Origin of the sequence: Streptomyces sp. NPDC127197 (genome assembly GCF_042672405.1) — a bacterium.
Classification (GTDB): Bacteria; Actinomycetota; Actinomycetes; order Streptomycetales; family Streptomycetaceae; genus Streptomyces; species Streptomyces flavusporus.
The window spans coordinates 1-21,385 of sequence record NZ_JBHXVG010000003.1 but is presented as its reverse complement, the minus strand read 5'-3'; the positions used below and the strand labels follow the sequence as shown (position 1 = coordinate 21,385).

The following is a 21,385-nucleotide window of genomic DNA, read 5'->3' as shown; positions in this document are numbered from 1 at the left end:
CAAGAGAAACCGGCGTACAAGAGAAAACCGGGGTGCCCACCTTTGAAGGTATGCACCCCGGCCACCGTACAACTGGTGTGTTACTTCGAATTCTTCCGCTCGACCGCGGCCTTCACGAGCCCGGCGAAGAGCGGGTGCGGCCGGGTCGGCCGCGAGCGCAGCTCCGGGTGCGCCTGGGTGGCGACCAGGTAGGGGTGGACCTCGCGCGGGTACTCCACGTACTCGACGAGCTTGCCGTCCGGCGAGGTGCCCGAGAAGAGGATGCCCGCCTTCTTCTCCAGCTCGGAGCGGTAGGCGTTGTTCACCTCGTAGCGGTGCCGGTGCCGCTCCTCGACATACTCCTTGCCGTCGTACACCTCACGCACGATGGAGCCCTCGGCGAGCTTGGCCGGGTACATGCCGAGGCGCATCGTGCCGCCCATGTCGCCCTCGCCCGCGACGATGTCGAGCTGTTCGGCCATGGTGGAGATGACGGGGTGGGCCGTCGCCGCGTCGAACTCCGTCGAGTTCGCGTCGGCGATGTCGGCGAGGTTGCGGGCCGCCTCGATCACGATGCACTGCAGGCCGAGGCAGAGGCCGAGCAGCGGGATCTTGTTCTCGCGGGCGTACTGGATGGCGCCGACCTTGCCGGAGACGCCGCGGTCGCCGAAGCCGCCGGGGATGCAGATCGCGTCCACGTCGGAGAGCTGCTCGGCGGCGCCGGCCGGCGTCCTGCAGTCGTCGGAGGCGACCCACTTGATCTTGACGCGGGTCTTGTTGGCGAAGCCGCCCGCGCGCAGCGCCTCGGTGACCGAGAGGTAGGCGTCGGGCAGGTCGATGTACTTGCCGACGAGGGCGAGGCTGATCTCGTGCTGCGGGTTGTGGACGCGGTCGAGCAGGTCGTCCCAGGTCGTCCAGTCCACGTCGCGGAACGGCAGGTCGAGGCGGCGGACGGCGTAGGCGTCCAGGCCCTCGGAGTGCACGACCTTGGGGATGTCGTAGATGGAGGGCGCGTCGGGGCAGGCGACGACCGCGGCCTCGTCGACGTCGCACATCAGCGAGATCTTCCGCTTGATCGCGGTCGGCACCTCGCGGTCGCAGCGCAGCACGATGGCGTCCGGCTGGATACCGATGTTGCGCAGGGCCGCAACCGAGTGCTGGGTCGGCTTCGTCTTCAGCTCTCCCGAGGGGCCGATGTACGGCAGGAGCGAGATGTGCACGACGAAGACGTTGTCGCGGCCGACCTCATGACGGACCTGGCGGACGGTCTCCAGGAACGGCAGCGACTCGATGTCGCCGACCGTGCCGCCGACCTCGGTGATGACGACGTCCACGTCCTCGGCGGCCATGCGGCGGATGCGGTTCTTGATCTCGTTGGTGATGTGCGGGATGACCTGAACGGTGTCGCCCAGGTACTCGCCGCGGCGCTCCTTGGCGATCACCGTCGAGTAGACCTGACCCGTGGTGACGTTGGCGGAGCCGTCCAGGTCGCGGTCGAGGAAGCGCTCGTAGTGGCCGATGTCCAGATCGGTCTCGGCGCCGTCGTTGGTGACGAACACCTCACCGTGCTGGAAGGGGTTCATCGTGCCCGGGTCGACGTTGATGTACGGGTCGAGCTTCTGCATCACGACACGCAGGCCCCGGGCCTTGAGCAGCATGCCCAGGCTGGAGGCGGTCAGGCCCTTGCCGAGCGAGGAGGCGACACCCCCGGTGACGAAGATGTGCTTGGTCGTCGTGGCTGTGCTGTTTCGAAAAGCAGCGGGCGGCATGGCCAAGAGGAGGCTCCCGTGGTCGCGTTCTGGAGTGCGGTGCGGCTGTCCGGCCCGGAGATCCCGGGTTTTCTGGAGGAGCCGTCGCTGCGGTTCGGGGGTTTCTTGCCCACCGGTCCACGGGCTACCAGGGTATCAGCGCCACGGCCCGATGGCGCCCGGCCACGCTCCGCGCACGGCCCGCCACGGACACGTACTGCTCACGCGTTTCTCACCCGGTGCTCACTCGTTCGGCGCACGTGCGTTGCCCGGAGCGGCACGCAGTTCATCTACGTGCGTCGTATCCTGCTCGGACACTCGCTGCCGAGCCCGCCGGCACCACGGCACCACCCCCGCCCGTACGCACCGGAACAACAAGAGCTCGTCAGTTCGTTGAGCGACGACGGTCGTTTTGCCTCTGGGCAGAGCGACGGTTTTACTTCACAGTTCAACGACGCATTACAACAACCCCCTGACCGCTTTAGCGAAAGCCCCCTGTGGGGCGACGTGGCCGTTCGACTGGAGTTGCACGTGGCCGGGCGTATCGAGGACTACGCACTCATCGGAGACATGCAGACCGCTGCCCTGGTCTGCCGGGACGGCACAGTCGACTGGCTGTGCCTGCCCCGCTTCGACTCGCATGCCATCTTCGCCGGTCTGCTGGGCACCGAAGAGCACGGGTTCTGGCGGATCGGCCCTGCGCACGCGGCCGACGCCGAGCCCCCGACGGCGGCCCGGCGCGGCTACCGCGGTGACTCGCTGATCCTCGAGTCGGAGTGGGACACCCCGCGCGGCACGGTCCGCGTGATCGACTTCATGCCCCCCAGGGACGGCGCGCCGCAGCTGATCCGGATCGTGGAGGGCGTCTCGGGCCGGGTGCCGATGCGCTCGGCGCTGCGGATGCGGTTCTCCTACGGCCGGATCGTCCCGTGGGTGCACAAGCACGACGGGCGCACGGTCGCGGTCGCGGGCCCGGACTCTGTGTGGTTCGACACATCCGCCGAGACGTACGGCAGGGCGCTGACGACGTACGCCGACTTCACGGTCGCGCCGGGCGACCGGATCGCGTTCACCATCTCGTGGCAGGCCTCGCACCGCGAGCCCCCGCCGCTGCCGGAGCCGGAGCAGTCGCTGGAGGCGACGGAGGACTTCTGGCGCGAGTGGGTGGAGCACTGTACGTACCACGGCCCGTACCGCGAGGCGGTGATCCGCTCGCTGATCACGCTGAAGGCCCTGACGTACGCGCCCACGGGCGGCATCGTCGCGGCGCCCACGACCTCACTGCCGGAGGAGATCGGCGGCGTACGCAACTGGGACTACCGCTACACCTGGCTGCGGGACGCCGCGATCACCCTGTCCTCGCTGCTGCGCACCGGCTACCGCGAGGAGGCCCGCGCCTGGCGCGAGTGGCTGCTGCGCGCGGTCGCCGGCGACCCCGAGAACCTGCAGATCATGTACGGCATCGCCGGCGAGCGCGAGCTGGGCGAGGCAGAGCTGGACTGGCTGCCCGGCTACGAGAACTCCGCGCCGGTACGGGTCGGCAACGGCGCCGCACACCAGCTCCAGCTCGACGTGTACGGCGAGGTCACCGAGGCCCTGCACTTGGCCCACATGACGGGCCTGGCCCGCAGCGACTACGCCTCGCTGCTCCAGCTGAAGCTGATCCGCTACCTGGAGGACCACTGGCAGGAGCCGGACGAGGGCATCTGGGAGGTGCGCGGCCCGCGCCGCCACTTCGTACACTCCAAGGTCATGGCGTGGGTCGCCGTCGACCGCACGATCAAGCTGCTGGAGTCCGGCGACGCCGACGGCCCGCTGGAGCGCTGGCGCGAGCTGCGTGACGACATCCACCGGGACGTGTGCGAGAAGGGCTACGACAAGGAGCGGAACACCTTCACGCAGTCGTACGGCTCGAAGGAGCTGGACGCCTCGCTGCTGCTGATCCCGCAGATGGGCTTCCTGCCGCCGGACGACAAGCGCGTGATCGGCACCATCGAGGCCATCCAGCGCGAGCTGTCCACGCCGGACGGCTTCATCCTGCGCTACCCGACGCAGGGCGAGGACGCGGGCGTCGACGGTCTCCCCGGCGACGAGGGCGCCTTCCTGGCCTGCTCGTTCTGGATGGCGGACGACCTGGCGATGATCGGCCGCGTCGACGAGGCCCGCAAGCTGTTCGAGAAGCTGCTCTCCCTGCGCAACGACCTCGGACTGCTCGCCGAGGAGTGGGACCCGCGCCTGCAGCGCCAGGTCGGCAACTTCCCGCAGGCCTTCAGCCACGTCCCGCTCATCGACACGGCACTGCGCCTGACGGCCTCGGGGGCGTACGGGGGCTGAGCCCCCGGCCGGAAGGCCGGAGAGGACCGACGGGCCGCCCCGGCCTAGGCTGGAAGCGCATGCGCCCTTCGCCGGAAGGGGGCGGCCATGTCCTCCAAGGCGCACGCGGCCCTCGATGCGCTCCGTGACGATCTCGACGGCGATGTGTTCGCCCCGTGGGATCCGGGCTACGACGACGTCCGAGCCGTGTTCAACACCATGATCGACCGCCGGCCGGCCGTGATCGCGCAGTGCGCGCACGAGGCCGATGTCGTCCGGGCCGTGCGCTTCGGACGCGACCTGGACCTGAACATCGCGGTGCGCGGCGGCGGTCACAGCGTCGCGGGCATGGGGACGAACGACTCCGGACTGGTCGTCGACCTGCGCCGGATGCACGACGTCACCGTCGATCCAGCAGCCGAGGCGGTCCGGATCGGCGGCGGCGCCACGATGCGCGACCTGGACCGCGCGACGCAGCCGTACGGCCTGGCGACGACGGGCGGACGGGCTTCGACGACCGGCGTCGGCGGCTTCGTCCTCGGCGGCGGCAGCGGCTGGCTGGAGCGCTCCTGCGGCCTGGCCGTCGACAACCTGCTCGGCGTCGAGCTGGTCACCGCGGACGGAGAGCAGGTCCACGCCAACGCCGACGAGAACCCGGACCTGTTCTGGGCCCTGCACGGCGGCGGCGGCAACTTCGGCATCGCCACGGCCCTCACCCTGAAGCTGTACGAGGTACCCGAGTTCTCCATCGCCCTGGTGCTGTACCTCCCGGAGTTCGGCCCCGAGGCGGTGCGCACCTACCGCGACATCATCGAGTCCGGCCCCCTGGAGGCGGGCGGCGCCGTCATCCACCTCACCGGCCCGCGCGCGGACTTCGTACCGCCACGGCTGGTCGGCAGGCTGCTGTGCTGTGTGCTGCTGGCGTACGCGGGCGCCGAGGAGGACCTGCGCAAGGTGGCCGAGCCGCTGCTGGCGCTGCCGCACGAGGCAGAGCTCGTCACCGCGATCCCGTACGCCGACCTCCAGTGCATGATCGACGACCCGCCCGGCCTGCGGAACCACTGGTCGGCGGAGTGTCTGACCGGCGCGCCCGACGAGTTCGTGGACGTCTTCTGCGCCCGCGCAGACTCCCTGCCCGTGCCGACCGGCACCAGGCACATGCTGTTCCCGCTGGGCGGCGCGGTCGCCGAGGGCCCGGCCGGCCACCCGGTGCCGTACCGGGACGCGCCCTGGGCCGTGCATCCCTTCGCCATCTGGGCGGACCTGGCGGACGACGAGCGGTGCATGCGGTGGGTCCGCGACGCCTGTGCCGACGTCCGGCCGTGGAGCACCGGAGCGGTCTGCCTCAACTTCATCGGCGACGAGGGCACGGACCGTGTACGGGCCGGACTGGGCGCCGAGAACATCCGGCGCCTGGGCGAACTGAAGCGGCACCACGACCCGGACAACGTCTTCCGCTTCAACCACAACATCAAGCCCCTGTAGGCCGGTTCCGAGGTGATCGTTGCCGTAACCGCTCGGAGATGTCGCCGGAGCGTTCGCGCAGGTAGCGTCCGCTGCATGGACAGCCGCACGGACCACCGATTCGACAGCCAGGGCGCCGGCATCACCGTCCAGCGGGCGCTGGAGCTGCCCGGGCTGCGCAGTGGGCTCCCCGAGGTGCTCGCGGGCTCCGACCGGCTGCAGCGGACCGTGCGCTGGGTGCACGCGGGCGAGGTGCCGAACATCGCCTCGCTGCTGAAGGGCGGCGAACTGCTGCTGACCACCGGCTACGGCCTGGGCACCCGGCCGGCCGACCAGCGGGCGTTCGTGCGCACCCTGGCCGAGCGGGGCATCGCCGCCCTGGTGGTCGAGCTGGGCCCCCGCTTCACCCGGCTGCCCGCCGCGCTGGTCGACACCGCGCGTGCGGCCGGGCTCCCGCTGGTCCAGCTGCACCGCGAGGTGCCGTTCGTGACGGTCACGGAGGAGATCCACACCGAGATCGTCAACGGCCACTACGCGCTGCTCCAGCAGGCGGAGGAGGTGCACCGGCGCTGCACCGAGGCCCTGCTGGGCGGCGGCGGAGTACCGCAGGTGCTCGGCATCCTGGCCGACTTCAGCGGCAACCCGGTCTTCCTGGAGACCTCCGACGGCCGCCTCCTGTACGCCGCCGGGGCCGGGCCCGAGGGTGCCGAACCGCTCCAGGTGTGGGAGGGGCTGCGCGGCCAGCACAAGGACGCGCCGCCGTCCGGGTCGGTGCTCGTGGACGTGCCGGGGGGCGGTCCGGGGACGGGGTCGGTGCGGGCCCGTCTCGTGCTCCTGCCGGTCCGCGCACCCCTGGCGCCGGTGCACCGGATCGCAGCCGAGCGGGCCGCCGACATCCTCGCCGTGGTCCTGATGCAGGCCCGTCAGGAGGAGGAGCTGGCGGCGCGTGGGCGGGGCGACTTCCTCACCGACCTCGCCGAGGGCCGGATCACCCCGCAGGACGCCCCGGCGCAGGCGCGTGTCCTGGGCTTCAAGCCGGGCGCCGGCCCGCTGCTGCCGGTGGTGATGCGGCTGGGCGACGCGCTGACTCCGGACGGGGGCAGTGCCAGTTCGAGCGGGGCCGGGAGCGGCGGCGGCTGGGCGGTGCTGGCCCGGGCGGTGGCGGAGGAGCTGGCCTCGGTGGGGGTTCCGGTACTGCTGGGCGTACGACCGGTCGAGGGCCGTGTCCCGTTGTTGCTCGGCCTGCGGTCGGAGTCGGAGCGCTCCGCGGTCGCCGACCGGGTCGCGGCGGCGCTGCGGGCCGGGGTGGAGCGGGCGGGGATGCAGCGGCCGGGAGCCCAGCCGCCGGTCGTGGTCGTCGGGGTCGCCGGCGGCTGGGCGGCGGCGTCGGCAGGGCTGCGGCACGCGGCGGAGACGGCCGCCGCGGCACAGGGGCTCACGGACCGTCCCTGGTACGACGCCCGGCGCCTGGACATCGACCTGCTGCTGTGGCGGCTGCGCGACCATCCCGACCTCGCGGCCTTCGTGGACCGCGCGATCGGCCCGGTCCGGGACCACGACCGCCGCTCCAAACCCCCGCTGCTGCCCACCCTGGAGACGTACCTGGCACACGCGGGCCGCAAGGCGGAGACGGCCCGCGAGCTGCACCTCAACCGCCAGACGCTCTACAACCGCCTCGCCCGGATCGGCGAGTTGCTGGGCACCGACCTCGACGACCCGCAGACCGTACTGGCGTTGAGCCTGGCACTGCGGGCACGCCGGCACGTCGGCCAGGACCCGAGGCACCGTCACTTTCCTGCGACTTGACCGGCCGGACAGGCCCTAGGCGAATGGCCTGGCCTGCGTCAACTCGTCGTAGATGCTGAGGACTTGGGCGACGGTCTCGTCCTCGGTCGGCCAGGTGGCCGCCTGCCGCAGGCCCATCTCCTTGAGCTGCTCCCGCCGTTCGGGATCGGTGAGGAGCCGTACGACGGCGTCGGCGAACGCCTCCGCATCTCCCGCCGGGACGAGTTCGGCGGAGTCGCCGACGAGTTCGGGGATGCCGCCGACCGAGGTGGCGACCAGCGGCACGCGCGCGTGCAGGGCCTCCTGCGCGAGCACGGACCGGGACTCCCACCGGCTCGGCAGCAGGGCGAGGTCGGCGGACGCGAGCAGTTCGGCCACGTCGTCACGCCGCCCGATGAGCCGCACCGGCAGCCCCTCCTCCTCGATCCGGCGCTGCAGCACCGCACGCAACGGCCCCTCCCCCGCGACGACGACCAGCGGCACGGGATCGAGCCGACGCCAGGCACGCGAGGCGTCCAGCAGGACGTCGTAGCCGCGCTGCGGGTCGAGGGAGCCGACGGCCATCAGCAACGGGCGTCCGGTGGCGCCGAGTTCGGCCCGGATCTTGGGGCGCAGCCGGTCGGGGTCGTCGCGCTCGACGGGCGTGCGCTGCCCGGGCAGGGCGACGGCGGCGAGCCGGGCGTCCCGGGCGCCCGCCCTGCGCGCCCGGTCGACGAGGTCCGACGTGGTCCCGAGCACGACCGCGGCGGCCTTGACCACCCGGCGCTCCAGCAGGCGCAGAAAGCGGGCGCGCGCCCCTTCGGCGTGGGCGCGGTTGTGCCAGGTGACGACCAGCGGGGTGCGCCGTCCGCCGAGGGCGAGCGCGGCCCGGAAGGAGGCGTGCAGTCCGTGCGCGTGCACCAGGTCGGCGCCCGTGCAGGCCGCCCGCAGCACGGCCACGGACGCGGGATCGCTGCTGCGCGGCACATGGACGTGCTCGGCTCCGGCGCCGGTGAAGTCGTAGGTGTGATCCGCATCGAGGGGGGCGCACACGGTGACCCGCACGCCCCGTGCGACGAGCCCCGCGGCAAGAGAGCGCACATGTGCGCTGCTGCCGGCGTTGCCTCCGCCCAACACCTGCACGGTGCGCAGCGGCGACTGGCCGTGCGGTGAGGGGCTGCTCACGGGGGTCACGTGGCCGGGGCTCCTGGTTCGGCGTCGGACGGTCACGAAGCAACGTACAGAAGGATCGTGCGGAGGGGGTGTACCGCCCGGCTTCCTCGCGTACCCGCCCAAGCATGCCAGGACATACGGCCGTCAACGGCCCGTCGACCGCCTCGGCCGCAGACAACCCGGCGACCCGAGTCACTCACACGAGTGACCTCGCCAGCTCGCTGACCCGATCGCCGCAGACCGCCGCGGCCACGACCGCCGCAGCGTGGACGACCAGCCCGATTCGCCGGTTGCCCGCAACGACAGCAGCCCCGAGGGCGGCTCCCAGCGCATGCGCGCCGGTGTCACCGATCATCGCGCGCTCCCCCAGGTCATCGGGCAGCACCGCGGCAGCCGCCCCCATCGTGACGGCGGCCATGTCCGCGCCCGGCCCCTTCCGCAGCAGCCCCGGCGCCGCGAGTGCGACGACCGCTCCGGCAGCCCTCCCGGGCCGTACGTCCACGAGGTTGACGAAGTGCGCGGCACCGGCGATCACGACGCCGGCCAGCACCTTGTCCAGCGGCCGCTCCTTGAGCGCCGCGCCCACGAGCAGCCCGGCCGCGGAGATCCCGAACAGCTTGACGGCACCGCTGGTGACCTCACCGTCCCGCAGCGCCGCCAGATGCGCCCGGAAGCCGCGCCGGTGATCCCCGGCGACGTCGTCATACGCCCCGCAGGCGCCGACGGCCACCAGGGCGGCCCCCGCGAGCGGACGCACTCGCCCGACGCCGGCCGCCGCCGCGAGGGCGGCCGCGGGTCCGGCGTACAACTCCACGGCCTTACCGGTGTAGTTCTTCCGCTCCCACCGCTCCCGCCCACCGGGCGCGGTGGCCCGCAGGGCGGCGAGTCCGGCGCGGGTGAGGGCGGCCGTGATGGCGAAGGAGGTGGACCTCGACACCGTCACACGTCCGCCCGGGCCGTCTCCAGCAACTCCTCCGCATGCGCCCGGGCCGTCTGCGAGTCCTCCTGCCCGGCCAGCATCCGCGACAGTTCCCGGATCCGCTCCTCGCCCTCCAGGACCTTGACGCCGGACCGGGTCACCGACCCGTCGTTCGTCTTCTCGACCAGCAACTGCCGGTCGGCGAAGGCGGCCACCTGGGGCAGATGCGTCACCACGACGACCTGCGCGGTCTTCGCCAGCCGCGCCAGCCGCCGCCCGATCTCGACCGCGGCCTTGCCGCCCACGCCGGCGTCCACCTCGTCGAAGAGATACGTCGGCACGGGGTCCGTCCCCGCGAACACGACCTCCACGGCCAGCATCACGCGGGACAGCTCACCGCCGGACGCACCCTTGGCGATGGGCCGGGGCGGCGCGCCCGGGTGGGGCGCGAGCAGCAGCTCGACCTCGTCGACACCGGACGGCCCGTACGCCACCGCACGTCCGCCGACCTCGACGCCCTCCGGGTCCTCGGTCTGCCGGATCGAGAACGACACGCGCGCGTGCGGCATGGCCAGCGACGCCAGTTCGGCGGTCACTGCGCCGGCGAACCGCTCCGCCGCCTCGGTGCGCGCATCCGTCAACGCCTGCGCCAGCCCGCCCAGTTCGGTCCGCAGCGCATCCCGTTCGGCGGTCAGCTCCCCGATCCGCTCGTCATCGCTGTCGAGCTCGGTGAGCCGCGCGGCGCCCTGCTCGGCATAAGCGAGTACGGCGTTGATGTCCTCGCCGTACTTCCGGGTCAGCGCGGTCAGCGCGGCCCGCCGCTCCTCGACCGCGGCCAGCCGCAGCGGATCGGCGTCCAGATCGTCGGCGTACCCGGCCAGCTCCCCCGCCACGTCGCCCAGCAGGATCCCGACCTCCCCGATCCGGTCGGCCAGCGAGGCCAGCGCCGGATCGTGGGACCGTACGGCCTCCAGTGCCCGGTGCGCGCCCGCGACGAGGGTCGAGGCGTCGACGCCCTCGGGGTCCTCCGGGTTGCCCACGAGCGCGGCATGCGCGGCGGCCGCGGCCGACGCCAGCGCCTCCGCGTGCCCGAGCCGCTCGGCCTCCTCGGCCAGCTCCACGTCCTCACCGGCCCGCGGTTCCACAGCGGCGATCTCGTCGAGCCCGTACCGCAGCATGTCGGCTTCCTGGGCCCGCTCACGCGCGCGTGTGGTGATCTCCTCCAGCTCGGCGGAGACGGCCCGCAGCCGCCGGTAGGCCTCCGTGTACTTGACGAGCGGCACGGCGACCGCGTCCCCGGCGTACCGGTCCAGTGCCTGCCGCTGCCGGGACAGCTTCAGCAGCCCCTGCTGATCGGTCTGCCCGTGCACGGCGACCAGCTCGTCGGCCAGCTCGGCCAGCAGCCCCACGGGCACCGACCGCCCACCCAGATGCGCCCGCGACCGCCCCTCGGCGGAAACGGTACGGCTGATCAGCAACGCTCCTTCGTCGAGCTCGGCCCCGGCCTCCTCGGCCCGTACGGCGACCGAGGCGTCGTCGGGGACAGTGATCCGCCCCTCCACGACCGCCTTCCCCGCCCCGATCCGCACGAGCGCCGGATCCGCACGCCCACCCAGCAACAGCCCCAGGCTGGTGACCACCATGGTCTTGCCCGCACCCGTCTCACCGGTGACCGCGGTGAACCCCGGCGACAGCTCGACGACGGCATCGTCGATGACTCCGAGTGACCGTATCCGCATCTCCTCCAACACGGACACGACCTTACGAGGTTCAGCCCCTGAAGCGCGACGCCGGTCCCCCATGTCACTCACCTGAGTGCACGTCCCCCAGGGGCGCGGGGAACTGCGCGATCAACCACAGCGAACCCGCAGCCGTCCACGCACCCGAACCCCCGCGGCGAACCGCTAATGCGGAGCCCCCCGCCACCCGGAAACCGGCAACGCAAACTTCGCCACCAGCCGATCCGTGAACGACGCATGATGCAGCCGAGCCAGCCGCACCGGCACAGCCCCCCGCCGCACCTCGACCCGCGCCCGGGGCGGCAACTCCACGGTCCGCCGCCCGTCGCACCACAGAACCCCCGGCGGGATATGCGGCAGCACCTCCACGGCGAGCACCGAGTCCGGCGACGTCACCAACGGCTTCGCGAACAGCGCATGCGCACTGATCGGCACCATCAACAACGCCTCCACCTCGGGCCACACCACAGGCCCCCCCGCGGAGAACGCATACGCGGTCGACCCGGTGGGCGTCGACAGAACGATCCCGTCACACCCGAACCCCGTCACCGGCCGCCCGTCGATCTCGAGCACGACCTCGAGCAGCTTCTCGGCGCCCGCCTTCTGCACGGCCGCCTCGTTCAGCGCCCAGTCGGTGTGCACGATGTCCCCGTTGCTGAGCACGACGACATCGACGGTCATCCGCTCCTCGACCTCGTACGCCCGCGTCACCACCCGGTCGACAACCTTGTCGAGATCGTCCCGCTCGGCCTCGGCGAGGAACCCGACCCGCCCGAGGTTGACGCCGAGCATCGGCACCCCGGAGGCCCGGGCGAACTCCGCGCCCCGCAGCAGCGTCCCGTCACCGCCGAGCACGATGAGCAGCTCGCACCCGTCGAGGCACTGCGGGGTCGCCTCCTTGACGAGTTCCACCTCGTCCGGCAGGGGCAGATCCTGCGCCTCCGCCTCCAGCACCCGGACGCCGATCCCCGACCGCAGCAGCCCCTTGACCACCAGCTCGGCGCTGCGGATCGCCGCGGGTCGCCCGGTGTGGGCCAGCAGGAAAACAGTACGAGCTCGGTTCGGTGTCAACGCGGCCCCTCCGCCACTGCACGGTCAACGTCGGCCGGGTCCAGTCGGGGAGCCCCGGCCCGCAGCCACAGAAAGTACTCGACATTCCCCGAGGGCCCGGGCAACGGACTGGCCGTCACACCCTTCACCCCGAGCCCCAGCTCCCAGGCCCGCTCGGCCACCGCGCACACGGCCTCGGCGCGCAACTGCGGACTCCGTACCACTCCTCCGCTGCCCAGCCGCTCCTTGCCCACCTCGAACTGCGGCTTCACCATCATCACCAGATCGGCGTCCGGCCGCACGCATCGCACCAGTGCGGGCAGGACCAGTCCCAAGGGGATGAAGGACAGATCCCCCACCACAAGATCCACAGGTTCCCCATCGATCGCCTCAAGCGTCAACTCGCGTACGTTCGTACGGTCCTTGACCGTGACGCGTTCATCGCTCTGCAGACTCCAGGCGAGTTGCCCGTATCCGACGTCGACGGCGACGACATGCGCGGCCCCCGCCCGCAGCAGCACGTCGGTGAAGCCACCGGTGGACGCACCGGCGTCCAGCGCCCGCCGCCCCTCGACGACGAGCCCCTGCGGGACGAACACCTTCAGCGCGCCGGCGAGCTTGTGGCCGCCCCGCGACACATAGTCGGGGTCGTTGTCGTCGGCCGCGACGACGATGGCCGCCGCGGTCTCCACCTGCGTGGCCGGCTTGGTCGCGACGGTCCTGCCGACGGTGACCCGCCCGGCGGCGATCAGCTGGCCGGCATGCTCACGCGAGCGCGCAAGCTTGCGGCGGACCAGCTCCGCATCCAGACGGCGACGTGCGACTCCTGCCACGTTCGGTTCAGCTCCTAGTCCCATACGTCGACGGGGGCGCCGGAGGTCCCGGGCGGGCGTCGAGCGCGGTGAGCGCGTCGCGCAGCCCCCGATGTACATCCTCGTACACCTCGAGGTGTCCGTCGGTGGCGAGGTGGTCGGCGTCGGCCAGCCGCTCCAGCTGTGCGTCGACCTCGGGGTTGCCGGTGGGGGTGCGGGGCACCTCGAGCGGGGCGGGGGCGGCGGGGTCGTACTCGGGCTGCGCCGGCGCCGCCTCCTGAGGGATCTCCGTCTGCGGAACCGAGTCGTTCATGCCCCGACGCTACCGCGAAGCGCTGGGGTACCGTCGATCGCTATGGCCACGATCGAGGAGTGCCGCGCCGCACTGGAGAAGCTCTCGGACAACATGCAGGACGCCGAGGGCGACGTCCGCGCGGCCGCTGCCCTGGACCGCTCGGTGAGCTGCCGCATCACCGACCTGGACATCACCTTCGTCGGCCGCCTCGAGGACGGCCGGATCAAGGTGCACGACACGCTCCGCGGACGGGCGCGCGAGAAGGCGCAGATCCGGCTCACCCTGGCCGGCGACGACCTGGTGGCGCTCGTGGACGGCGAGCTGAACTTCGCGAAGGCCTGGGGCTCGGGCCGGGTGAAGCTGGAGGCGAGCCTGTTCGACCTGTTCCGCCTCAGGAAGCTTCTGTAGCCGCCACGGCCGGGGCTTTCGCCCGGGCCTTGCGCGCCGCCGGCACCACGAGCGGGGTCCCGGTCTCCGGGTCGTCGATGACCTGGCAGCGCAGCCCGAAGACCTCCTCCACCAGCTCGGCGGTGACGATGGCGTTCGGCGCCCCCTCGGCGATCACCTCGCCGCCGCGCAGCGCGATGAGGTGCGTGGCGTACCGGGCGGCGTGGTTGAGGTCGTGCAGGACGGCCACCAGGGTGCGGCCCTGCTCCTCGTGCAGCTCGGCGCACAGGTCGAGGACATCTATCTGGTGCTGGATGTCCAGGTATGTCGTCGGCTCGTCGAGCAGCAGCAACGGCGTCTGCTGGGCGAGCGCCATCGCGATCCAGACACGCTGGCGCTGACCACCCGACAACTCGTCGACATAACGATCCGCAAGCTCCGCGACCCCGGTCTGCGCCATGGACTCCTGCACGATCCGCTCGTCCTCGGTCGACCACTGGCGCAGGAGCCCCTGGTGCGGATAGCGGCCGCGGCCCACGAGGTCGGCGACCGTGATCCCGTCCGGCGCGATCGACGACTGGGGCAGCAGGCCGAGGGTCCGGGCGACCTTCTTCGCGGGCATCGACTGGATGACCTGCCCGTCCAGCAGCACCCGGCCCTGGCTGGGCTTGAGCATCCGCGACAGCGCGCGCAGCAGCGTCGACTTGCCACAGGCGTTCGGACCGACGATCACGGTGAAGGAGTTGTCGGGGATCTCCACCGACAATTCCTCGGCGATGACGCGCTGGTCGTAGGCGAGGGTGACGCTCTCGGCGGTCAGGCGGTTCACGGTGCTCCTTGTGTTGTTCAGCTCGGTGCTGCTGCTCGCGTTCATATCCGGCCCGCCCTGCGCTCGGTGACCAGCAGCCACAGCAGGTAGACACCGCCGAGCACGCCGGTGACCACGCCCACGGGCAGCTGGTCGGCGCCGAAGACGCGCTGCGAGATCCAGTCGGCGGTGACCAGCAGGGCGGCGCCCATGCACAGGGACGGCAGCAGGTTCGGGCCGGGCGAGCGGGTCAGGCGGCGGGCGAGCTGCGGCGCGGTGAGCGCGACGAAGCTGACGGGGCCGGCGGCGGCGGTGGCCGCGGCGGTGAGCAGGACGGCGGCCACCATCAGCAGCAGCCGTACGCGCTCGACGCGCACCCCGAGGGCGTACGAGACGTCGTCGCCCATCTCCAGCATCCGCAGCCCGCGTGCATTGGCCATCACGAGCGGTACGAGGACGGCGCACAGCGCGAGCAGCGGCCAGACCTGGTCCCAGTCCCGGCCGCTGAGCGACCCGGTCATCCAGACCACGGCGCGGGCCGCGTCGACGATGTCGGCCTTGGTCAGCAGATAGCCGTTGACGGCCGTGACGACGGCGGACACACCGATACCGACCAGGACCAGCCGATAGCCGTGCACGCCCTGCTTCCAGGCCAGTACGTAGATGGCGAGCCCGGTCCCCAGACCGCCCACCAGCGCGCCGAGGGTGACGGCGTTCGCGCTCCCGGAGAACAGCACGATCATGACGAGCGCACCGGCCGTCGCCCCCTGACCGAGGCCGAGCACGTCCGGGCTGCCCAGCGGATTGCGGGAGATCGACTGGAACAGCGCACCGCCGAGGCCCAGCGAGGCGCCGACCAGCAGCGCGACCAGGACCCGCGGCAGCCGCAGCTCGTTGACGATGAACTCCTGACCGGCATCGCCGTTCCCGACCAGGGTTTTGAGCACGTCGCCGGCCGGGATCGGGAAGTCGCCGGTGCCGATCAGCACGACGCTCGCGGCGAGCGCGGCGAGCAGCAGCAGGAGGACGACGGTGAGGGTCCGGACGTCCAGGCGCACGGACAGCCCGCCCGGCGTGCGCACGGCACGGTTGGCACGGTTGGTCTTCACAGCTGGGCCGTCCTCCGCCGTCGTACGAGAAAGATGAAGACCGGCCCGCCGATGATCGCGGTGACGATGCCGACCTGGACCTCCGCGGGCCGGGCGACGATCCGGCCGAGCACATCCGCGCCGAGCAGCAGCACGGGCGACAGGATCGCCGCATACGGCAGGATCCAGCGCAGGTCCGGCCCGGTGAAGGACCGCACGACATGCGGAACCATCAGTCCGACGAACACGATCGGCCCGCAGGCGGCGGTCGCGGCCCCGCACAGCACGGTGGCGGCGAGCATCGACAGCGCCCGGGTCCGGTTGAGGTTGGCGCCGAGGGCCTTGGCGGTGTCGTCGCCCATGGCCATGGCGTTCAGCGGCCGGGCGAGCGCGAGCGCGAGGAGCGAGCCGACCAGGAAGAAGGGCAGCACCTGTGTGATGGTCTCGTCGGTCGCCGAGGTCAGCGAACCGACCGTCCAGAAGCGCATCTTGCCCAGCGCGGCATCATCCATGATCATCACGGCCTGGAGATAGCCGTAGAGCGCGGCGCTGATCGCGGTGCCGGCCAGCGCGAGCCGGACCGGCGTGGCCCCCCGGCTGCCACCCAGGAACCACACGAGCGCCCCGACCGCGGCCGCACCGAAGAACGCGAACCACACATAGCCGCTCAGGCTCGTCACGCCGAAGTAGGTGAGGGCGGTGACGACCGCTGCGGACGCGCCCGCGTTGATGCCGAGCAGTCCGGGATCGGCCAGCGGATTACGGGTGAGCGCCTGCAGCACCGCCCCGGACAGGCCGAGCGCCGCGCCGGCGAGGAGCCCGAGGACCGTCCGGGACATCCGTTCGTCGACCACGACGTCGCCGTACGTCCCCGAGTTCTCGAACAGGCCGTGCCAGACCTGCTCCAGGGACAGCTCCTTCGCGCCGACCGCGATGCTCGCCAGCGCGACGAGCACCATGATCGCCACGGCCACGAGCAGCCCAAAGGCACGTATCACCCGGCGGTTTGGAGGCGCAGGGGTGATGTCCGCGCGCTGTTCGGGAGGACTTTCAACCAACACGGGGTTAGGTTAGCCTACCCTCTGATCGGATCAAGATTCCGATCCCGCGCACGGAAGAGCTGACCCCGTCTCACAGGCCCAGCCGCGCCAGCGCCTTCCCCCCGTCCAGCTCGCACACCCCCTCACCGGCCGCCGTCCAGGCCGCCGCGCACAGCGCGCGCAGCCCGTCCACGGGCTCGCCGTCACCGTCGAGTTCGAGCTGCTCCGCGCCTGCCGTCGCCGTCCAGCCTCCGCACCGGAATCCGTCGCCCGCCTCGGCGATCTCCGGCTGCCCGGTGAGCAGCCCCCGCAGATCGGCGTCGACATACGTCGGCCGGTGCTGCGGCGGCGCGGCGAGCAGCCGCGGGCCGTCGGTCACGCCGGTCAGCACCAGCAGCGAGTCGACCTCGCCGTTGAAGGCGCCCTCGATGTCCGTGTCCAGCCGGTCCCCCACCACCAGCGGCCGCTTCGCCCCCGTGCGCAGGATCGTCTCCCGGTGCATCGGCGGCAGCGGCTTGCCCGCGATCTGCGGCTCGGCGCCGGTCGCGATCCGCACCACCTCCACGGCAGCGCCGTTGCCCGGCGCGATCCCGCGGGCACTCGGAATCGTCAGGTCGGTGTTCGACGCGAACCACGGCACGCCCGCCGCGATGGCGTAGCACGCCTCGTTGAAGCGCCCCCACGGCAACTCCGGCCCGCCGAACCCCTGCACGACCGCCGCCGGATCGTCGTCCGCCGACTCGACGGGAACGAGCCCGCGCTCCCGCAGCGCCACCCGCAGCCCCTCGCCTCCGATCACCAGCACCCGGGCTCCCGACGGCACCTGCTCGGCGATCAGCCGTGCCACCGCCTGCGCCGAAGTGATCACGTCCGAGGCCGTCGTGGGTATGCCCAGTGCGGTCAGATGCGCGGCCACGGTGTCCGGGGTCCGCAGCGCGTTGTTGGTGACGTACGCGAGATGCATCCCGCCCGCCCGGGCCGCACCGAGCGAGTCGACCGCGTGCACGATCGCGTTCCCGCCCGCGTACACCACTCCGTCCAGGTCGAGCAGCGCCGTGTCGTACGCCTCGCTGAGCGCCTGCCCACAGCCCTCGGGCCTGGTCCTGACCCCCTGGCTCATTCCGCATCTCTCCTCGGTTCGGCGTCTTTCCCCCGATCATCCCCCATGCCGCCGACACACGTACGATGCCGAGATGAACACAGCAGGTCACCCGGAAGCAACGACGCGCCGAGGCCTGGAACTCACCCCGTTCCGAGGGCTCCGCTACGACCCCGACCGGGTCGGCAGCCTGGCCGCCGTGACATCCCCTCCGTACGACGTCGTCGTACGCCCGGACGGCCTGCACCATCTGCAGTCGGCCGACCCGCACAACATCGTCCGCCTGATTCTCCCCGAGGCCGCCACCCCCACCGCCCGCAACGCACAGGCCGCGGACACCCTGCACCGCTGGCTCACCGACGGAGTCCTCACCCCCGACCCGGAGCCCGGCCTCTACGTCTACGAACAGCACGACGGCAACGGAATGCTCCAGCGCGGGCTCATCGGCGCCCTGCGGGTCTCGGATCCGGCGGAGGGCGTGGTCCTGCCGCACGAGGACGTCATGCCGCACATCGTCGCCGACCGAGCGGCCCTGATGCGCGCCACCTCCGCGAACCTCGAGCCCCTCCTCCTGACCTACCGAGGCAACGGCCCGGCGGCCGCCACGACCGAAGTCGTGGAACGCACAGCCGAGAAGCCCCCTCTGCTCGCCACGACCACGGAGGACGGCTTCAGCCACCGCCTCTGGTCCGTCACGGACCCCGGCGACGTGGCCCGGATCCAGTCCGCCCTCGCCCACCACCAGGCCCTGATCGCCGACGGCCACCACCGCTGGGCCACCTACTGCCTGCTGCGCGCCGAACACCCGTCCCCCAGCCCCTGGGACTACGGCCTGGTCCTGCTGGTCGACACCGCCCGCTACCCCCTGCGCGTCCGCGCCATCCACCGCCTCCTGCACGGACTGCCGGTGGCCGACGCCCTCGCCGCCCTCTACGGCCGGTTCCGCGTACGCCGCCTCGACGCACCGCTGGCCGAGGCGCTCGCCGCGCTCGGCGACGCGGCGGCCGCCGGCAACGCCTTCCTCCTGGCCGGCGACGGCGCCTTCCACCTGGTGGACCGCCCGGACCCGGACCTGCTCTCCCGTACGGTCCCCACCGACCGCCCCACCGCATGGCGCACCCTCGACGCCACGGTCCTGCACGCCACACTCCTCGCCCACGTCTGGCACATCCCCGAGGACTCCCCCGCGCACATCGCCTACATCCACGACGCGTCCGCCACGGTCACCAAGGCGGAACGCGACGGCGGCACGGCCGTACTGATGCACCCCGTCCGCGAGGAAGTCGTACGGGACCTCGCCCGCCAAGGCGTCACGATGCCCCGCAAGTCGACGTCGTTCGGCCCGAAACCGGCGTCCGGGCTGGTGCTGCGCGCACTGGACATCTGACATACGAAGGGGGCGGGACCCATGTCCGGGTCCCGCCCCCTTCATTCGGGCACGTCAGTGCTTGTCGCCGCCCTCGCTCTCGTCGCGCTGCTCACTCTCGTCGAGAGCGTCGACGAACTCCACGCCATCCAGCTCGGCAAGCCGGTCCGAGGCATCCGTGCTGCCGTCCCGGTCCGCCTCGACGGCCTTCGCGAACCACTCCCGCGCCTCTCGCTCCCGCCCGGCCGCGAGCAGTGCGTCCGCGTAGGCGTACCGCAGCCGCGCGGTCCACGGCTGTACGGAGCTGGAGGCCAGCTCGGGGCTCTGCAGCGTCACGATGGCCGCGTCGAGCTGCCCCATGTCACGCCGGGCACCGGCCGCGACCAGCCGCATCTCCACCTGCCCGGCCTTGTCGAGCTTGTGCACCTCGGGCGCGCCGGCCATGTCGAGCGCCTTCTCCGGCCGTCCCAGGCCCCGCTCGCAGTCGGCCATGACGGGCCACAGATCGACGTTGCCGGTCATACGCCGCGCCGCACGGAACTCGGCCAGCGCCTCGCTGTACTTCTGGTTCGCGTACGCCGCGAACCCGGCCGCTTCCCGAACGGCCGCCACGCGCGAGGCCAGCCGCAGGGCGACCTTCGAGTAGCCGTACGCCGCCTCGGGGTCCTCATCGATGAGCCGGGCAACCATCACCAGGTTCTTGGCGACATCGTCCGCGAGCGTCTTCGGCAGGCTCTGCAGCTCCTGCCGTACGTCCTTGTCGATCTCGTCGCCGGTCACGTCCTCGGGGATCGGCAGCCGCTTGATCGGCTCACGGTCACGGTCCCGCTCCTCACGGAACCGGCCGCCACCGCCACCGTGCCGGTCGTCGCGGCCACGGAAGCCACCGGGGCGGCCACCACGGTCGTCCCTACGCGGCGCACCACGCCCACCACGGTCGTCCCGACCCCGGTACCCGCCGCGCTCACCCCGGCTGTCGTCGCGGCGCCCGTAGCCACCGCGCTCCCCGCGGCCCTCGCCCCGACGGTCGTCCCGCCGGAACCCACCGCGCTCACCTCGGTCCCCCCGCTCATCCCGCCGGAAGCCACGGTCGCGGTCGTCACGGTGGTCATCGCGCCGGTCATCGCGGCGGTCGTCCCGCCGGTCATCGCGTCGGCCGTATCCACCGCGGTCACTGTCACGCCGGACATCGCGCCGGTCATCGCGGCGGTCGTCCCGACGGTCATCGCGGCGGTCGTCCCGACGGTCATCGCGCCGGTCATCGCGTCGGCCGTATCCACCGCGGTCACTGTCACGCCGGACATCGCGCCGGTCATCGCGGCGGTCGTCCCGACGGACATCACGGCGGTCATCACGGCGGTCATCACGGCGGTCATCACGGCGGAAACCACCACGATCACCACGGTCATCACCACGCCGATCGTCGCGTCGGCCGTATCCGCCACGGTCATCATCCCGACGGAAGGAAGGACGGTCACCACGGTCGTCCTCCCGACGGAAAGCCGGGCGGTCACCGCGGTCGTCCCGACGGAAGCCACCGGGACGGCTTCCACGGTCGTCCCGACGCGGCCCACGGTCACGGTCACCGCGCTGGAAGGACGGACGTGATCCACGGTCACTGTCACGCCGGCCGTATCCGCCCCGGTCACTGTCACGGCGGTCATCGCGCCTGTCGTCACGGCGATCATCCCGCCGGTCATCGCGGCGGTCATCGCGCCGGAAGCCACCACGCCCACCCCGGTCGTCACCACGGCGATCGTCGCGCCGGCCGTATCCGCCACGGTCGTTGTCCCGCCGGAAACCGCCGCGGTCACCGCGGTCACCACGATCGCCGCGGTAGCCGCCTCGGTCGCCGCGCTCCCCACCATCCCGTCGCCGCTGGTCGCGCTCCGGTCGGTCCTCGGGAGAGTTGGTGGACATCGGTGACTCCTGTCTTCGGTACCGCAAGTCATTCTCGCGCAGCCACGTACGCCGCGCGCTCTGGAAAAAACAAAAGGACCCCTGGTCCCAGCTGAACGCTGGTGACCAGGGGTCCTTCAAAGATTGTTCGGCGGTGTCCTACTCTCCCACAGGGTCCCCCCTGCAGTACCATCGGCGCTGTGAGGCTTAGCTTCCGGGTTCGGAATGTGACCGGGCGTTTCCCTCACGCTATGACCACCGAAACCCTATTGGTTTCGAGCGAACAAGCACACTCTTCAATTGTCTGTTCGACTCAAAGCCGGCAACTGTTCGTTGCCTCAGAACTGACACAGTGGACGCGAGCAACTGAGGACAAGCCCTCGGCCTATTAGTACCGGTCAACTCCACACGTTGCCGTGCTTCCATATCCGGCCTATCAACC

The 21,385-nt window shown here is 71.8% G+C and carries 18 protein-coding genes and 2 rRNA genes; 6 read left to right on the top strand and 14 right to left on the bottom strand.

Annotation, left to right across the window (positions count from 1 at the left end):
* Positions 1–80: 80 nt before the first annotated feature.
* Positions 81–1,748 carry a CTP synthase gene (locus tag ACFVJQ_RS05215; protein ID WP_385781641.1) on the bottom strand — a complete coding sequence of 556 codons (1,668 nt, stop codon included), beginning with the start codon at positions 1,746–1,748 and terminating at the stop codon, positions 81–83.
* A 510-nt stretch (positions 1,749–2,258) separates the two neighbouring features.
* Between ACFVJQ_RS05215 and ACFVJQ_RS05210 the strand changes: the two genes are divergently transcribed.
* The 3 genes from ACFVJQ_RS05210 (at position 2,259) to ACFVJQ_RS05200 (ending at position 7,310) form a co-directional block, all read left to right on the top strand.
* Positions 2,259–4,061, top strand: a complete 1,803-nt coding sequence (locus ACFVJQ_RS05210) for a glycoside hydrolase family 15 protein (protein ID WP_385516780.1) — start codon at positions 2,259–2,261, stop codon at positions 4,059–4,061.
* 87 nt (positions 4,062–4,148) lie between these two features.
* The gene (locus ACFVJQ_RS05205) at positions 4,149–5,525 is read left to right on the top strand and encodes an FAD-binding oxidoreductase (protein WP_385781061.1); all 1,377 of its coding nucleotides are present in this window, start codon (positions 4,149–4,151) and stop codon (positions 5,523–5,525) included.
* Between the two features lie 75 nt (positions 5,526–5,600).
* Complete coding sequence (locus ACFVJQ_RS05200) at positions 5,601–7,310, top strand: PucR family transcriptional regulator (RefSeq protein WP_385781058.1); 1,710 nt, start codon at positions 5,601–5,603, stop codon at positions 7,308–7,310.
* 15 nt (positions 7,311–7,325) lie between these two features.
* Here the strand turns inward: ACFVJQ_RS05200 and ACFVJQ_RS05195 are convergent, their stop codons facing one another.
* From ACFVJQ_RS05195 to ACFVJQ_RS05170, 6 genes are all read right to left on the bottom strand, one after another.
* Positions 7,326–8,462: a glycosyltransferase family 4 protein gene (locus ACFVJQ_RS05195; RefSeq protein WP_385781055.1), complete on the bottom strand. Its 1,137-nt coding sequence runs from the start codon at positions 8,460–8,462 to the stop codon at positions 7,326–7,328.
* A 175-nt stretch (positions 8,463–8,637) separates the two neighbouring features.
* A complete protein-coding gene (locus ACFVJQ_RS05190; protein WP_385781052.1) occupies positions 8,638–9,378 on the bottom strand; it encodes a hypothetical protein in 741 nt (246 codons plus the stop codon).
* Between the two features lie 2 nt (positions 9,379–9,380).
* Positions 9,381–11,099: a DNA repair protein RecN gene (gene recN, locus ACFVJQ_RS05185; RefSeq protein WP_385781638.1), complete on the bottom strand. Its 1,719-nt coding sequence runs from the start codon at positions 11,097–11,099 to the stop codon at positions 9,381–9,383.
* 165 nt (positions 11,100–11,264) lie between these two features.
* Entirely contained in the window at positions 11,265–12,170 is a 906-nt protein-coding gene (locus ACFVJQ_RS05180; protein WP_224738600.1) for an NAD kinase, read from the bottom strand.
* On the bottom strand, positions 12,167–12,982 hold the full coding sequence (locus ACFVJQ_RS05175; RefSeq protein ID WP_385781049.1) for a TlyA family RNA methyltransferase: 816 nt from the start codon (positions 12,980–12,982) through the stop codon (positions 12,167–12,169). Before ACFVJQ_RS05175 ends, ACFVJQ_RS05180 begins: the two co-directional genes overlap by 4 nt.
* Before the next feature lie 7 nt (positions 12,983–12,989).
* Positions 12,990–13,274, bottom strand: coding sequence for a hypothetical protein (locus ACFVJQ_RS05170; RefSeq protein WP_385262115.1), 285 nt, complete (start codon positions 13,272–13,274; stop codon positions 12,990–12,992).
* Positions 13,275–13,316: 42 nt separating this feature from the next.
* On the opposite strand from ACFVJQ_RS05170, the gene ACFVJQ_RS05165 reads away from it, so the two are divergent.
* Complete coding sequence (locus ACFVJQ_RS05165) at positions 13,317–13,664, top strand: SCP2 sterol-binding domain-containing protein (RefSeq protein ID WP_385516771.1); 348 nt, start codon at positions 13,317–13,319, stop codon at positions 13,662–13,664.
* Here the strand turns inward: ACFVJQ_RS05165 and ACFVJQ_RS05160 are convergent.
* From ACFVJQ_RS05160 to ACFVJQ_RS05145, 4 genes are all read right to left on the bottom strand, one after another.
* A complete protein-coding gene (locus ACFVJQ_RS05160) occupies positions 13,648–14,517 on the bottom strand; it encodes an ABC transporter ATP-binding protein (protein WP_385516770.1) in 870 nt (289 codons plus the stop codon). The genes ACFVJQ_RS05165 and ACFVJQ_RS05160 overlap by 17 nt on opposite strands.
* Entirely contained in the window at positions 14,514–15,560 is a 1,047-nt protein-coding gene (locus ACFVJQ_RS05155; RefSeq protein WP_385781043.1) for a FecCD family ABC transporter permease, read from the bottom strand. Before ACFVJQ_RS05155 ends, ACFVJQ_RS05160 begins: the two co-directional genes overlap by 4 nt.
* Positions 15,557–16,600 (bottom strand): FecCD family ABC transporter permease, encoded by a 1,044-nt coding sequence (locus tag ACFVJQ_RS05150; protein WP_385516766.1) that lies wholly within the window; start codon positions 16,598–16,600, stop codon positions 15,557–15,559. Before ACFVJQ_RS05150 ends, ACFVJQ_RS05155 begins: the two co-directional genes overlap by 4 nt.
* Before the next feature lie 70 nt (positions 16,601–16,670).
* Entirely contained in the window at positions 16,671–17,699 is a 1,029-nt protein-coding gene (locus ACFVJQ_RS05145) for an HAD hydrolase-like protein (RefSeq protein WP_385781040.1), read from the bottom strand.
* A gap of 73 nt (positions 17,700–17,772) precedes the next feature.
* Here ACFVJQ_RS05145 and ACFVJQ_RS05140 point away from each other — a divergent pair, with 73 nt between their 5' ends.
* Entirely contained in the window at positions 17,773–19,065 is a 1,293-nt protein-coding gene (locus ACFVJQ_RS05140; RefSeq protein ID WP_385781038.1) for a DUF1015 domain-containing protein, read from the top strand.
* Positions 19,066–19,119: 54 nt separating this feature from the next.
* On the opposite strand, the gene ACFVJQ_RS05135 is transcribed toward ACFVJQ_RS05140, so the two are convergent.
* Positions 19,120–19,842 carry a hypothetical protein gene (locus ACFVJQ_RS05135; protein ID WP_385516800.1) on the bottom strand — a complete coding sequence of 241 codons (723 nt, stop codon included), beginning with the start codon at positions 19,840–19,842 and terminating at the stop codon, positions 19,120–19,122.
* 60 nt (positions 19,843–19,902) lie between these two features.
* Between ACFVJQ_RS05135 and ACFVJQ_RS05130 the strand changes: the two genes are divergently transcribed.
* Complete coding sequence (locus ACFVJQ_RS05130; RefSeq protein ID WP_385781665.1) at positions 19,903–20,652, top strand: hypothetical protein; 750 nt, start codon at positions 19,903–19,905, stop codon at positions 20,650–20,652.
* 437 nt (positions 20,653–21,089) lie between these two features.
* Here ACFVJQ_RS05130 and rrf read toward each other — a convergent pair.
* A 5S ribosomal RNA gene (gene rrf, locus ACFVJQ_RS05125) occupies positions 21,090–21,206 on the bottom strand.
* A 105-nt stretch (positions 21,207–21,311) separates the two neighbouring features.
* Positions 21,312–21,385, bottom strand: a 23S ribosomal RNA gene (locus ACFVJQ_RS05120); the annotation flags it as partial.